Genomic DNA, 13581 nt, shown 5'->3' on the forward strand with positions numbered 1-13581 from the left:
TAGCGTCCCGAGGGGCGCAATTTTAAAATAGAGCAAGGAGAGATAACGATGATTAGTGATACGATTACAGCGATATCAACAGCGGTCGGAGAAGCGGGTATCGCTGTAATCCGGGTGAGCGGCCCGGATGCGGTGTCGGAGACGGAGAAAATTTTTCGCAGCAAAACCCCACTAACACAGGCAGCATCCCACACGGTTCATTACGGTCATATTGTTGATCCGGGGACTGGCGAGAAGATCGAGGAAGTATTGGTTACGGTGATGCGAGCGCCACGTTCTTTCACAACAGAGGATGTTGTGGAGATCAGTGCCCATGGCGGAGTGGTTTCGGTTAAGCGTGTAATGGATCTGTTGTTGCAGCTCGATATTCGTCTTGCTGAACCTGGCGAGTTCACAAAGCGTGCTTTTCTCAATGGGCGGATTGATCTGTCACAGGCGGAAGGGGTCATGGATCTCATTCGTTCCAAATCGGATCGGGCGTTCTCCGTTGCACTCAAGCAAGTGGAGGGCAAATTGTCGTCCAAGCTGCGCGAACTAAGATACACGCTGGTGGAGACACTTGCTCACATCGAAGTCAATATCGATTATCCTGAGCATGATGTAGAGTCACTAACCTCTGAATTTATTAAAGAAAAATCCAGTCAGGTGATGACTGAAATCGATAAATTGCTGGTAACCGCAGAGCAAGGAAAGATACTGCGTGAAGGAATCACAACAGCAATCGTGGGCCGGCCAAACGTAGGGAAATCTTCATTGCTCAATACGTTGGCCCAGGACAACCGCGCAATTGTAACGGACATTCCAGGTACAACGCGTGACGTCATTGAGGAGTTTGTTACGATTAACAATATACCGCTCAAGCTGCTCGATACGGCAGGTATTCGGGAAACGATGGATGTCGTGGAAAGAATCGGGGTGGAGCGTTCTCGCTCTGCTGTGAATGAGGCGGATCTGTTATTGATGGTTATCAATGCTGCCGAGCCACTACATCAGGACGAGATTGAATTATTGGAACAAATCCGCGGTAGACAATCAATTATTATTATGAATAAAATGGACTTAGCGCCGCAGGCGGACCGCGAAGTGCTGCTTCGTTATATCCCTGAGGAACGGCTTGTTCCGATGTCGGTGAAAGATGATCTGGGCGTGGATCGATTGGAAGATGCCATCTCGACGTTGTTCTTCAGTGGCAAGCTGGAGTCGGCCGATCTGACCTATGTCAGCAATGTGCGTCATATTGCTTTGCTCAAAAAAGCGAAGCAGTCGCTCATTGATGCCTATGAAGCAGCAGAGCAGCTGATTCCTATTGATATGATCCAGATTGATGTTCGTCTGGCATGGGAGCAACTGGGTGAGATCGTGGGCGATACAGCGCATGATGCGTTGATTGATCAAATTTTCTCTCAATTCTGCCTCGGAAAATAACACCTGACAAACATACCGGCTCTGAAAAGTAGTATGATAATAAAGTCCATCTGTGGGTGGTCAAAGAATCCGCGAATATGTCTGAAGTACCTATAGACTTGATGGCTTAATATAGATCGAAATGCATTCCGTAGAGTGCGGAGCGTATTTCATCATGATTTTTACAGAAAATAGATCGTTTGCATGAATTTAGGCGTGCGGCGGCAAAAAGGAGGTAAGCTGGAATGGCTTTTGATGGCGGCAGTTATGATGTAATCGTCGTAGGGGCAGGACATGCTGGTGTGGAATCGGCACTGGCTGCAGCCCGTATGGGTTCGAAAACGTTGATGATTACCATCAATCTGGATATGGTGGCCTTCATGCCTTGTAACCCATCTATTGGGGGACCGGCAAAAGGACATGTGGTACGTGAGATTGATGCACTTGGTGGAGAGATGGGACGGAACATCGATAAGACCTTTATTCAGATGCGAATGCTCAACACGGGTAAAGGACCTGCTGTTCATGCGCTTCGGGCTCAGGCGGATAAGTTCTCTTATCAGCATACGATGAAAGAAACGATGGAAAATGAACGCAACCTGACGATGCGTCAAGGCATGGTTGATCGCCTGCTCGTTGAAGACGGACAGTGTGTAGGTGTGGTTACTCAAACGGGTACAGAGTATCGGGCCAAAGCGGTTGTTTTGACAACAGGTACGTATCTGCGCGGTAAAGTAATTATGGGTGAGTTGATGTACGAGAGTGGTCCAAATAATCAGCAGCCTTCCCTTAAGTTATCCGAACATCTGCGTGAGCTTGGATTTGACCTGGTTCGTTTTAAAACAGGTACACCGCCACGTGTGCATAAGGATACGATTGATTTTAGCAAAACGGAAATTCAGCCAGGTGATGACAAGCCGAAGTTCTTTTCTTATGAAACGGAATCTTCCGATAATGAGCAGCTGCCTTGCTGGTTGACGTATACATCTGTAGAAACACACCAGATTATTAACGATAATCTCCACCGTGCGCCTATGTTCTCAGGTGTTATTGAAGGCACCGGACCACGTTATTGCCCATCGATCGAGGATAAAATTGTGCGTTTCAGCGACAAGCCGAAGCATCAGATTTTCCTGGAGCCAGAAGGCAAAAACACATCGGAATACTATGTGCAAGGTCTGTCTACCAGTCTGCCAGAAGATGTTCAATTGGCGGTCCTTCGCTCAATTCCGGGTATGGAAAAAGTAGAAATGATGCGTAACGGCTATGCTATTGAATATGATGCGATGGTGCCTACACAGCTGTGGCCTTCACTTGAAACGAAACGTCTGCCAGGTCTGTTCACAGCAGGGCAGATTAATGGTACCTCCGGGTATGAAGAAGCGGCAGGACAAGGCGTAATGGCAGGCATCAATGCTGCACGTAAAGTACAGGGTAAAGAGCCTGTCGTACTTGATCGCTCCCAAGGGTACATTGGTGTACTGATTGATGATCTCGTAACCAAAGGTACGAATGAACCTTATCGTCTGCTGACTTCCCGTGCAGAATACCGTTTGTTGCTTCGTCATGATAATGCCGATATGCGTTTGACGGAAATTGGCCACGATATTGGGTTGATTCCTGATGAGCGTTACGCTAAATTCCTGGACAAAAAGGCAAAAGTAGAACAGGAAGTGGCTCGTCTGAAGGCAGCTAAAGTTCGCCCTGTCGAAGTGAATTCGAAGCTGGAAGAGATCGGTTCTACAACGATTCAGGATGGCAGCACACTTCTGACATTGATGCGTCGCCCAGAGATCGGGTATGACTGGATTGAGCAGATCTCACCTTCCGAGGTGGAACTGACTGCTGATATGAAAGAGCAAGTTGAAATTCAAATTAAATATGCGGGTTATATTGAGAAACAATTGATCCACGTGGAACGTTTGCAAAAAATGGAGAAGAAAAAAATTCCGGACACGATTATATATGACGAAATTCATGGCCTTGCTATGGAAGCAAAGCAGAAGCTCGCTACAATTCGTCCAATCTCGATAGGACAGGCGTCCCGTATTGCCGGGGTTACTCCTGCGGATATCTCCATTCTGCTGGTTTACCTGGAGCATTATAACCGTGTAACCGCAGCAAGGGGACAATAATGGACGATATTCAACAGCAGCTACAACGGCGCCTGAAGAAACATGGACTGGAGCTGGATGAACGCCAGCTTGAGCAATTCGAATTGTATTTTCAGGAGCTGGTAGCCTGGAACGAAAAGATGAATTTAACCGGGATTACCGAACGTGAACAAGTCTATACAAAGCATTTCTATGATTCGGTATCGTTGGCATTTTATACAGATATGTCGAAGATAAACAAACTTGCAGACATTGGTTCAGGGGCAGGGTTCCCAGGACTACCGCTTAAAATTTGTTTCCCGCATATCAAGCTGACCATCATTGATTCCTTAAATAAACGTATCGGCTTTCTACAGCATGTTGTGGATACGCTCGGCTTAACTGATGTAGAATTGATTCATGGTCGTGCGGAGGAGCTTGGACGCAAAGAAGGATATCGTGACAGCTATGACCTCGTTACTGCGCGTGCAGTTGCGAAGCTAGCGGTGCTTAACGAATTCTGTCTGCCATTTGTTCGCAAAAGTGGATTGTTCGCTGCCATGAAGGGCGGAGACCCGCGCGAGGAAATGAAGGAAGCTGAATTCAGCTTTAACCAGCTGAAAGGACGGGTAAAAGCAGTTCATCCGTTCCAGCTTCCTGTTGAAGAATCGGCACGTCATATCATTCTGATCCAAAAGTTTGATAAGACACCTTTTAAATATCCACGTAAATCAGGAACACCGCTAAAAACACCTTTGGTATAGTACTTGGCTCTCAACGTGTGTATGTATTAAAAAGGTAAGATGATCATTCTTCGTATATTTAATGAAGAACCTTGAATAAGAGTAAAGAGGATGTTTCACGTGAAACATCCTCTTTTTGTTTTTTTTGATTTATTATCTAGTGTTAGATAGAATCTACATTCCTATTACATAAAGCAGAGAACAACGAAATCGATAATTTAATTTATTTAGCGTAAAAGTTTTTCTTGTTACAGCTATACTCGAATGAAGAAGACACGAAGGAAGCGGGTTTTTCTGCGACCGAGGTTGTCTTATGAAAATCCATTTTTACGTGGTATCAAATGAGTGCACAACGCAGCTACTATGAGCAGGTCCTGTCTAGAGGATTCTCCATATCTTATTGTGTACAAGCAGTCATATGGCTAATATTCATGAAGAAAAAGCAGGAAAATTAGAAGAGTTTAAAGAATAGGTAAACATAGGATTATGGAAGAAAAGATGATAGAATAGAAGTATCCGGTCCTGGATTACAGAGATCATAGATTATATGTATAGATAGATTTTTGAGCATGTTTGTACAGGTTACAGAAAGCGTCATGGAAGGCAAAACTTATTCGAAGAACGACAGCGTTTGAAAGGGTCGCATATTGAATAAGAAGCACCTGCAACTCTGCGGGAGCTATTACGAAACTAGGTGGTAATATACGGAATGAAAGAACAATTTTCGAAGTTGTTTGGTTTGGCGGAGCGCAATAACGGAGATGAGATTAAACAAATTCCGGTCAATGAAATTGTGAGCAGCCCATATCAACCCCGTACTATTTTTGATGATGATAAAATTGATGAGTTGTTGCAGACGATCAAGACACATGGCGTAATACAGCCGATTGTCGTCCGCGTACGAAATGGATCATATGAAATTATTGCCGGGGAACGTCGCTGGCGTGCAGTTCGAAAACTGGGTTTGGATCATATTCCGGCCATTGTACGTGAATTCAACGACTCTCAGGCAGCGTCCATTGCATTGATCGAGAACCTGCAGCGTGAAGGACTCACTTCCATTGAAGAGGCTGTTGCTTATCAGAAATTGATTGACCTGCACCAACTTACACAGGAAAGTCTTGCGCAGCGATTAGGCAAAAGCCAGTCGACGATCGCCAACAAAATCCGGTTGTTACAGCTTCCAGATGGCATTAAGACAGCGCTGATGGAACGTAAGATTTCGGAGCGTCATGCCAGAGCTTTGCTTTCATTGGATACGGAAGAGTTGCAAATGAAATTGCTTGGCGAAATTATTGATAAAGAGTTGAATGTAAAACAAACGGAAGCGCGGGTTGCCTTTTACAAGGAATCCTCGAAGATCAAAAAATCCAAACGTGTCTCATTCACCAAGGACGTTAGACTTGCACTTAATACGATTCGTCAATCCATTGATATGGTATCGGGCTCCGGTCTAGACATCAAAACCAAGGAAGCGGACCATGAGGACCATTACGAGATCGTTATCCATATCCCGAAACGCAAATAATTGAAGCTTAAGGCGGCAATGGGCCGCTTTTTCTGTCTATAAAGTTGAGAGTGGCATGAACAGCGTAGAATAGCACCATGAAGAAACGGTAGTTGATGTTTGTGAGGATGATAGCCGCCTGCTTTTTGTTAACTGTAGCTCACAACCTACAAGAAAAGACTCCTATTTTATTTGAGGTGAAGGTATTGTCTAAGATTATGGCCGTAGCAAATCAAAAGGGCGGTGTGGGGAAAACGACGACATCTGTTAACTTGGGTGCAGGACTGGCTTCGCTCGGGAAAAGGGTACTGCTAGTCGATATTGACCCCCAGGGGAATACAACCAGCGGAGTCGGAATCAACAAAGCAGATGTGGCCAATTGTATATATGATGTCATCATTAATGAAGTTCCCCCTCAGGAAGCGATTGTGGAAACTCAGATTGAAGGCCTGCATATCATACCTGCAACGATTCAGCTTGCCGGAGCCGAGATTGAACTGGTATCCACGATATCACGGGAAGTACGCCTGAAAAAATCACTCGCCATGGTGAAAAAAAACTATGATTACATACTGATCGATTGTCCACCTTCCTTAGGCATGTTAACGATCAACTCGTTGACAGCTTCCGATTCGGTGATCATTCCGATTCAGTGTGAGTATTATGCGCTCGAAGGGTTGAGCCAATTGCTCAACACGGTTCGTTTGGTGCAGAAGCATCTGAATACATCCCTGCAGATTGAAGGGGTTTTGCTGACGATGTTTGACGCTCGTACGAATCTGGGCATTCAAGTGATTGAGGAAGTGAAGAAGTATTTTCAACAAAAGGTGTATCAGACCATTATTCCGCGCAATGTGCGGCTTAGTGAGGCACCTTCTCATGGTCAGTCTATTATTACGTATGATCCTCGATCGCGAGGGGCTGAAGTTTATTTAGAGCTCGCAAAGGAAGTGATTTCTTATGAGTAAGCGGCTTGGAAAAGGTCTTGATGCCCTCATTCCTTCGCTTTCAATTAATGACGATGATAAAGTCGTAGAAATCCCGATTAGTCAACTGCGGGCAAACCCTTACCAACCTCGTAAAGTATTTGATGAGGATGCGATACATGAACTCGCTGAATCCATCCGTCAACATGGTGTTATACAACCTATTATTGTACGACCTGTTTTGAGAGGTTATGAGATCATTGCTGGTGAACGTCGTTTCAGAGCTTCCCAATATTGCGGTAATGCCACTGTACCTGCCGTAGTTCGTAATTTTAGTGATCAGCAGGTTATGGAGATTGCTTTAATCGAGAACCTGCAGCGGGAAAATCTGAATGCAATGGAGGTTGCAGTTGCTTATCAGGGGTTGATGGACCAGTTTGGATTAACCCAAGAAGAGCTCTCCGTAAAAGTGGGTAAGTCACGTTCTCACATCGCTAACTTCCTACGTTTGTTATCATTGCCGGAAGAAGTGAAGGATCATGTTTCACGTGGAACATTGTCAATGGGGCATGCACGTGCTATCGTCGGTGTTAAAGATGAGAGCCTTGTAAAGCAGCTGGCCAAACAAACTATTGATCAGCAGTGGAGTGTACGTGAACTGGAAGAGGCTGTTCAACAATTGGATCGTTCCAAAACGGGTGAAGCGAAAGCCAAATCCAAGTTAAAGAAAAAAGATCCATTTATTGATACATTGGAAGAGTCTTTACGTGAACGGTTCAAAACAACGGTGAAAATTAAGCATAACAAAGATAAAGGCAAAATTGAGCTCAACTACTACAGCAAACAAGATCTGGAGCGACTGTTGGAACTGTTGCAATAATAGTCGTGATTCTATGATCGATGAACAACATGCGGGGCTTTTTCATGTGATGACATATCGCCTCTGTACCATGGAGAAACGATATGTCATTGTTTGTTTATAGGGAATTCATCCAAACAGAACGATCAATTAGGGACAGAGGTGGTCATGAGGTGGAGGGAGTTATCTATCTGGATCATGCAGCGACATCTTGGCCTAAGCCACCTGCTGTCGGGGAAGCCATGATGCAGGCTCTGGATGTGGCAGGGGCCAACCCAGGCAGAGGAAGTCATCGGATGGCTGTACAGGCGAGCCGAGTTGTATTTGGTGCCAGAAAAGCGTTATCCACTCTTTTGGGTGTTCGTAATGCCAATGATATTGCACTAGGTTCTAATACCACAGAAGCTTTGAATCTAGCTATTCAAGGGTGGTTAAGAGAAGGCGATCATGTCATTGCTACGATGGCTGAACATAATTCAGTAAGACGGCCCTTGGAGTACATGCGCAGATCTCGTAATGTAGAGGTTGATTATGTGCCTGTTAATGCAGCCGGGGAGATGGATCTGGTCCAATTCGCACGGTTGTTTCGTTCCAATACAAGATTGGTTGTCTGCACGCATAGTTCGAACCTGCTGGGGAGTATTCTGCCCATTGGTGAAATTGCACTGATGTGTCAAAAACACCAGGTGACTTTGCTTGTTGACGCTGCTCAAAGTGCTGGAATTATCCCTGTGGATGTGAAGCAGCTTGGCATCGATATGCTTGCCTTTCCCGGGCATAAAGGACTGTTGGGACCGCAGGGAACGGGTGGGCTGTATATCGCTCCTGAGCTGGATGTGCAACCATTGCTTCACGGAGGGACAGGAAGCCAATCCGAGGCGATTGAGCAGCCACTTGTTCGTCCTGATCGCTATGAGGCGGGTACGCCGAATACCGTGGGTATAGCAGGTCTGGCAGCCGGAGTGCAGCATGTGCTTGAACTGACGCCTGAATTCATATATAAACAGGAGTGGGATTTGACTCAGCATATGATGGATGGGTTATCATCAGTAAATGGGATTCGAATGCTCGGTCCTGAAATTGGACAGCCGCGTACCGGATTGTTATCCTTTACTGTTGAAGGATATGATTCGGCCCAACTCGCTTTTCAATTAGACCGAAATTATGGCATCGCTGTGCGTTCAGGTTTTCATTGCACACCACTTGCCCATGAGTCGGCTGGCACCACGGCAAGTGGGGCTGTCAGAGCGAGCGTGGGATATAGTACATCAAGAGAAGATGTCGATGCGTTGATCGAAGCAGTTATCGAATTAACAGCATCCAAATCTGTATGAAGCAACCCTAATGAAATGTGAATTTCAATCGCTTGAATAAGCAAAAAGCAAAAGAGGCAAGAAGCCAAAACGAGTGATTAACCGTAGGGGTTATCTGGTGAATAAATAAGGGTAAGCTTGAGGGTTATATTAGTGTGTTGGATGGCTTTACTTGGCTGAATGGATCAATGATGTGGAGTACGTTTGAAGCTACAAACGTTAACCTGAACAAACCAACAGAGGGGTAGTTGCACTACATGGCTGAATTAAATGAGCTGATTCTGGAACAGCTGATATGGATTATTGGCGGCATGGCATTACTTTTGGTGATCGTGCTTATCATAAGTATTGCTCAAGGCGCAAAGCTACGGAAGTTTAAACAGAAATATGAGGCCATGATGGCTGGCAGTGGAGTGGAAGATCTGGAGTCGCTGTTAATCAATCTGAAAATTCAGATGGACAGCATTGAGGATGAGCATACACTGCAAACGGATCAGTTAAAAACTGTCATGCAGAAGCTGACCCGAATCCAGGGTAAAGTGGGCGTGAAACGCTACAATGCTTATGGAGAGCTTGGCAGTGATCTGAGTTTCTCCATGGCGATGGTTAACGATAGCCAGGACGGTATGGTACTCACTGGTATCTATAATCGAGACGGTTCCTATGTATATGCTAAACCTCTTAAAGGGGGAGAGTCCACGTATACTCTTTCCCCTGAGGAAAAGGAAGCCATTACTCTGGCACAGCAAGCAGAGTAGAACGGGTATGCCATTCGCGAATGGCGGAGTAGAGACTGCTCGATATAATCTCGGACATGCGCATGACGAGACTGAGACGTGTGTTCTGCAAAACAAAGTATTCCATAAAGCCGCCGACGTTAACGATACCTGTAAGATGGATATCGCCGACCGGCGGTAATTCTTTATTTACACCCGCTCCTGGTTTGAGCGGTCCATTCACGACCTGGATACATCCAACACTCGAGGACTGTCCGAGACAGGCATCAATGCCGATCACATAAGGGTTGTGATGTGTGGTGTGTATTTTGTGAAGGGTGTCTTGCAGGTTCATCGCATGTACGGGTTCATCCAATGTGCCATATAGATGAAATAGAGGGCTGTCCCACTTGGCAAGCGACGAGCCGACGAGCGGGCCAAGACAGTCCCCAGTAGAGCGATCTGTACCGATACAGACGACAACTACATTTTGCAAAGAATGGGCTTTATAGAGATGAAACATTAAACGATGAATGATGGCTGAGTGAATGCCTGGATCTGTATGTGGGATTTTCAGGCTGGCCATGTCTTGAGATGAGAAGGAATGTGAAATGGGATTCATAGGATCTATCCTTTCCCTTGGAGATAGTAGTAACAGTATATGGAAGGATAGAACGTTTTATACTTCGTGGGGACAAGCTTTTTCAAAGGGATGAATGTATCGTGAAAGGAGCCGGACATGGACGAGTGGATAGATGATTGGATGCTGATTGCTTTTGATTCCACCCAGCAGGCGCTGCGGGCAGAAATGCTGCTGGAGTTTGCCGAGATTGAGATCGACTTATTTCCTACCCCGAAAGAGATCACAGCGGGCTGTGCTCTATGTATTCAGTTTCCAAAAGAAGATCTGGAGAGAGTGAAACAAATCATTCGTAACGAATTTGTGGAGATCCGAGGCCTCTATTTCAAAACCGGTGACAGCTATGATAACATACCCATGTAGAGGAGGTCTGATCTATGTTGCCATTTAAGTTTGCTACAGGAGGAGATGGGCCAGCGGAGACTGCTGTAAAAAGTGCTATAAGCTGGACAGATAAATTATGGGATAAAGTCGCTGATGCAGATATGTGGTTTAATATTCTGTTCAGTTCGATCCGCATCGTTATTATTTTCATTATTACACGTATTGTAATCAGGATTGTATCACGTATTATAGATCGCACGATGGCACGTAAGCAGGAAGGCAAGATTCGCGTCAATCCGCGGAGATTTATAACGGTGGGAGAGTTGATGAAAAATGCGACCTCCATAACATGTAATTTTATTATGATTCTGTTACTGTTATCTGAGATCAACGTGAAAGTTGGACCATTGTTAGCGAGTGCGGGAGTACTTGGACTGGCTATCGGTTTTGGTGCCCAGGGATTGGTGAAGGATGTTATTACCGGTTTCTTCATTATATTGGAGGATCAATTCGCAGTAGGTGATGTTATTCAAACAGGTACCTATAAAGGAACGGTTGAGGTCATTGGCTTGAGAACAACCAAGCTGGTTAGCTGGCAGGGTGAGGTGCACATCATTCCAAATGGTACGATTGCAAGTGTAACCAATTTCTCGATGTCGAACTCCCTTGCAGTTGTGGACATTCCGATGAAGGGTGAACAGACCCTGGATGAGTCAGTGCACTTGGTGAAACGAGCGTTGACTGGGATTGAGGATCGTGATCTGAACATCGTTAAAGTGCCTGACGTGCTTGGGATTCAGTCGATGTCTACCTCGGAATATGTGGTTCGCATTGTTGCTGAGTGCTTGCCGAACTCCAGGGCATCTGTAGAGCGTCAAATTCAGAGTGATGTGAAGAAAACACTGGAGTATCATGAGATGAGCAATCAGGCAGCATTAGAGCAAGCAGCAGCGCAGGAGAAGGATGAGGGGGATGGCATAGGTGGAGCGTAAAAGTTTCCAGCTTGGGGACATTGTGCAGATGAAGAAGCAGCATCCATGTGGCAGCAATGAGATGGAGATTATCCGGATGGGCATGGATATTCGCATCAAATGTGTAGGATGTAAACACAGCGTATTAATTCCCAGAGCGAAATTCGAGAAAAACATGAAAAAGGTACTTCGTTCGACAGAGGATTCGGCTGAATCCTAATGAAAAAATCGGTTAATGTTTACTCTTTTCGCACTCCATAATAACGTTTACATTTAGGCATAGCTTAAGTATTGCGTTCTGTAAATGATCATGCTATAATCATTATTGCTGCGGAAAGGTACCCAAGAGGCCCAAGGGGGCTGACTCGAAATCAGTTAGGCGTGTCACAGCGTGCGTGGGTTCGAATCCCACCCTTTCCGCCACTAATAGATATTGCTTTGTAATTGTAATTGAACAACTTACTCAACGTGTGTTGAGTTCTATACATGCAAGAAGACCTTCCAGCTGGAAGGTCTTCTTATTTTTAATTTTGTTGTGCCATATTTCTTTGTAATCGAAAAAACAAAGAGCCCCTAAGGGCTCTTCATTCGGCGATGCATTCGGTTGTTAGGAAACAATCGGTCGTAACGATCAGAAACTTGGTGTACTGCGAGTAGCAATACTCGTGCTTCAGACAAAGGCCTTACACACAACCATCTTGCTTCTTAAATTACGTGATGAATCTCCAACAGTGAATGTTCGGCTTCGTTGTCCAACGGAACCACACCTCTCTCGTGCATCGCCTGATTGTATTATGTGCATTAGTACGTTTTATATACAGCAGTCTGAAAAAATCTTTACGTTTAGTGGACGCGGGCTTTGGTGAGCTTTTTCCACTTGCGGTTTTGATTACTTGTTTCGGGGAAAGCTTCACCCTTTTGAAGGGTTACCCGTTTCGGATTGTTAATCTCCGTATGAAAGCTCTTCTCACCAACCTCGGTGTACTCACCATCGTTTGGAGCTTTGTCTCCTTGTTCAAACTCGGTTCTTTCACCCATGATAAAACCTCCTTGGCGTAATGGATTCCAATGTTGCTTCTGTAGTGTGCTCCATTGGAGTTATGATCATGTGTAATAAGAAGAGGGAACGTTTGCTTGCATTGAGACATCATTTTTGTTATATTAATATAGTTCGAGTTTGTGCTCGTTCCTTGCTCTCAACCTAGATTGAGGGCCAGAGTCCATAAGGAGGTGAAAATTATGCGCAAATATGAAGTGATGTACATTATTCGTCCTGATGTTGAGCAAGAAGTTGTTCAAGCTACAGTCGATAAATTCCAAGGCATCATCTCCAACGGCGGTGGTGAAGTTACAGCTCACGACGTTATGGGTAAACGCCGTCTTGCGTATGAGATCAAGAAATTCCGTGATGGTGTTTATGTTTTGGTACACTTCACTGCTGAACCAGCAGTAGTTACTGAACTTGAGCGTCTCATGAAGATTTCTGACGAAGTAATTCGTTATCTCATTACAAACGACGTTAAGTCTGCTTAAGACGACAACTCGTGATCAACGCACCAATACGCTCTGAAGGAGGGGATTACATTGTTGAACCGTGTCATTCTGATCGGCCGGTTAACCCGGGATCCTGAGTTGCGTTATACTCCAGCTGGAGTAGCAGTTACGCAATTTACTTTGGCAGTGGACAGACCGTTTACAAGCCAAGGGGGAGAACGGGAAGCGGATTTTATTCCGGTCGTAACCTGGAGACAGCTTGCTGAGACTTGTGCAAACTATTTGCGCAAAGGACGCCTAGCTGCAGTCGAAGGACGCATTCAAGTACGGAATTACGAGAATAACGAAGGAAAACGTGTATACGTGACCGAAGTCATTGCCGATAACGTCCGTTTCTTGGAGTCAGCTAACCGTGATAATAATGGTGGCGGCGGTGGTGGTCAACCGATGCGTGAAGAGCCTTCTTATGGAGGCGGCGGGCGCGCGAACAATAACAATAATTCGCGTAGCAACAATCAGGATCCTTTTTCCGATGACGGAAAACCGATTGATATATCGGATGATGATTTGCCATTTTAACGTGAGCCGATA

General features: G+C 45.3%; 15 protein-coding genes and 1 tRNA gene. 14 read left to right on the forward strand and 2 right to left on the reverse strand.

Annotation, left to right across the window (positions count from 1 at the left end; all coding sequences use genetic code 11):
• The first annotated feature begins 48 nt into the window (after window positions 1–48).
• The 8 genes from mnmE (at window position 49) to BMW94_RS23955 (ending at window position 9603) form a co-directional block, all read left to right on the forward strand.
• Window positions 49–1425, forward strand: a complete 1377-nt coding sequence (gene mnmE / locus BMW94_RS23920; protein ID WP_091001335.1) for a tRNA uridine-5-carboxymethylaminomethyl(34) synthesis GTPase MnmE — start codon at window positions 49–51, stop codon at window positions 1423–1425.
• A 224-nt stretch (window positions 1426–1649) separates the two neighbouring features.
• Window positions 1650–3539 carry a tRNA uridine-5-carboxymethylaminomethyl(34) synthesis enzyme MnmG gene (gene mnmG, locus BMW94_RS23925; RefSeq protein WP_091001336.1) on the forward strand — a complete coding sequence of 630 codons (1890 nt, stop codon included), beginning with the start codon at window positions 1650–1652 and terminating at the stop codon, window positions 3537–3539.
• Window positions 3539–4261, forward strand: a complete 723-nt coding sequence (rsmG, locus tag BMW94_RS23930; RefSeq protein WP_091001337.1) for a 16S rRNA (guanine(527)-N(7))-methyltransferase RsmG — start codon at window positions 3539–3541, stop codon at window positions 4259–4261. Before mnmG ends, rsmG begins: the two co-directional genes overlap by 1 nt.
• A gap of 688 nt (window positions 4262–4949) precedes the next feature.
• Window positions 4950–5768 (forward strand): nucleoid occlusion protein, encoded by an 819-nt coding sequence (gene noc / locus BMW94_RS23935; RefSeq protein WP_064641439.1) that lies wholly within the window; start codon window positions 4950–4952, stop codon window positions 5766–5768.
• 185 nt (window positions 5769–5953) lie between these two features.
• Window positions 5954–6715, forward strand: a complete 762-nt coding sequence (locus BMW94_RS23940) for a ParA family protein (protein ID WP_024629525.1) — start codon at window positions 5954–5956, stop codon at window positions 6713–6715.
• Window positions 6708–7553 (forward strand): ParB/RepB/Spo0J family partition protein, encoded by an 846-nt coding sequence (locus BMW94_RS23945; protein ID WP_024629526.1) that lies wholly within the window; start codon window positions 6708–6710, stop codon window positions 7551–7553. The genes BMW94_RS23940 and BMW94_RS23945 overlap by 8 nt, the downstream gene beginning before the upstream one ends.
• A 152-nt stretch (window positions 7554–7705) precedes the next feature.
• A complete protein-coding gene (locus BMW94_RS23950) occupies window positions 7706–8866 on the forward strand; it encodes an aminotransferase class V-fold PLP-dependent enzyme (RefSeq protein ID WP_091001338.1) in 1161 nt (386 codons plus the stop codon).
• Window positions 8867–9102: 236 nt separating this feature from the next.
• Window positions 9103–9603: a DUF4446 family protein gene (locus BMW94_RS23955; protein WP_091001339.1), complete on the forward strand. Its 501-nt coding sequence runs from the start codon at window positions 9103–9105 to the stop codon at window positions 9601–9603.
• On the opposite strand, the gene yyaC is transcribed toward BMW94_RS23955, so the two are convergent.
• A complete protein-coding gene (gene yyaC, locus BMW94_RS23960) occupies window positions 9578–10183 on the reverse strand; it encodes a spore protease YyaC (protein WP_024629529.1) in 606 nt (201 codons plus the stop codon). The genes BMW94_RS23955 and yyaC overlap by 26 nt on opposite strands.
• Before the next feature lie 117 nt (window positions 10184–10300).
• On the opposite strand from yyaC, the gene BMW94_RS23965 reads away from it, so the two are divergent.
• The 4 genes from BMW94_RS23965 (at window position 10301) to BMW94_RS23980 (ending at window position 11919) form a co-directional block, all read left to right on the forward strand.
• Entirely contained in the window at window positions 10301–10564 is a 264-nt protein-coding gene (locus BMW94_RS23965; protein ID WP_175480832.1) for a putative Se/S carrier protein, read from the forward strand.
• A 14-nt stretch (window positions 10565–10578) separates the two neighbouring features.
• Entirely contained in the window at window positions 10579–11517 is a 939-nt protein-coding gene (locus tag BMW94_RS23970) for a mechanosensitive ion channel family protein (RefSeq protein WP_091001340.1), read from the forward strand.
• Entirely contained in the window at window positions 11507–11716 is a 210-nt protein-coding gene (locus tag BMW94_RS23975; protein WP_091001341.1) for a DUF951 domain-containing protein, read from the forward strand. Before BMW94_RS23970 ends, BMW94_RS23975 begins: the two co-directional genes overlap by 11 nt.
• A gap of 112 nt (window positions 11717–11828) precedes the next feature.
• Window positions 11829–11919 (forward strand) — tRNA-Ser (locus tag BMW94_RS23980).
• 420 nt (window positions 11920–12339) lie between these two features.
• Here the strand turns inward: BMW94_RS23980 and BMW94_RS23985 are convergent.
• Complete coding sequence (locus BMW94_RS23985; RefSeq protein ID WP_091001342.1) at window positions 12340–12534, reverse strand: YjzC family protein; 195 nt, start codon at window positions 12532–12534, stop codon at window positions 12340–12342.
• 201 nt (window positions 12535–12735) lie between these two features.
• Here BMW94_RS23985 and rpsF point away from each other — a divergent pair, with 201 nt between their 5' ends.
• On the forward strand, window positions 12736–13029 hold the full coding sequence (gene rpsF / locus BMW94_RS23990) for a 30S ribosomal protein S6 (protein ID WP_024629534.1): 294 nt from the start codon (window positions 12736–12738) through the stop codon (window positions 13027–13029).
• A gap of 51 nt (window positions 13030–13080) precedes the next feature.
• Window positions 13081–13569, forward strand: a complete 489-nt coding sequence (gene ssb, locus BMW94_RS23995) for a single-stranded DNA-binding protein (RefSeq protein WP_091001343.1) — start codon at window positions 13081–13083, stop codon at window positions 13567–13569.
• The last annotated feature ends 12 nt before the right edge of the window (window positions 13570–13581 follow it).

It is taken from the genome of Paenibacillus sp. OK003 (genome assembly GCF_900109515.1).
Classification (GTDB): domain Bacteria; phylum Bacillota; class Bacilli; order Paenibacillales; family Paenibacillaceae; genus Paenibacillus; species Paenibacillus marchantiae.

Bases quoted from the DNA above. Each gene is read 5' to 3' on its own strand.
- BMW94_RS23945 (WP_024629526.1), top strand. From the start codon at position 6,708: ATGAGTAAGCGGCTTGGAAAAGGTCTTGATGCCCTCATTCCTTCGCTT.
- noc (WP_064641439.1), top strand. From the start codon at position 4,950: ATGAAAGAACAATTTTCGAAGTTGTTTGGTTTGGCGGAGCGCAATAAC.
- BMW94_RS23970 (WP_091001340.1), top strand. From the start codon at position 10,579: ATGTTGCCATTTAAGTTTGCTACAGGAGGAGATGGGCCAGCGGAGACT.
- BMW94_RS23965 (WP_175480832.1), top strand. From the start codon at position 10,301: ATGGACGAGTGGATAGATGATTGGATGCTGATTGCTTTTGATTCCACC.
- rsmG (WP_091001337.1), top strand. From the start codon at position 3,539: ATGGACGATATTCAACAGCAGCTACAACGGCGCCTGAAGAAACATGGA.
- yyaC (WP_024629529.1), bottom strand. From the start codon at position 10,183: ATGAATCCCATTTCACATTCCTTCTCATCTCAAGACATGGCCAGCCTG.
- BMW94_RS23985 (WP_091001342.1), bottom strand. From the start codon at position 12,534: ATGGGTGAAAGAACCGAGTTTGAACAAGGAGACAAAGCTCCAAACGAT.
- rpsF (WP_024629534.1), top strand. From the start codon at position 12,736: ATGCGCAAATATGAAGTGATGTACATTATTCGTCCTGATGTTGAGCAA.
- BMW94_RS23955 (WP_091001339.1), top strand. From the start codon at position 9,103: ATGGCTGAATTAAATGAGCTGATTCTGGAACAGCTGATATGGATTATT.
- mnmG (WP_091001336.1), top strand. From the start codon at position 1,650: ATGGCTTTTGATGGCGGCAGTTATGATGTAATCGTCGTAGGGGCAGGA.
- mnmE (WP_091001335.1), top strand. From the start codon at position 49: ATGATTAGTGATACGATTACAGCGATATCAACAGCGGTCGGAGAAGCG.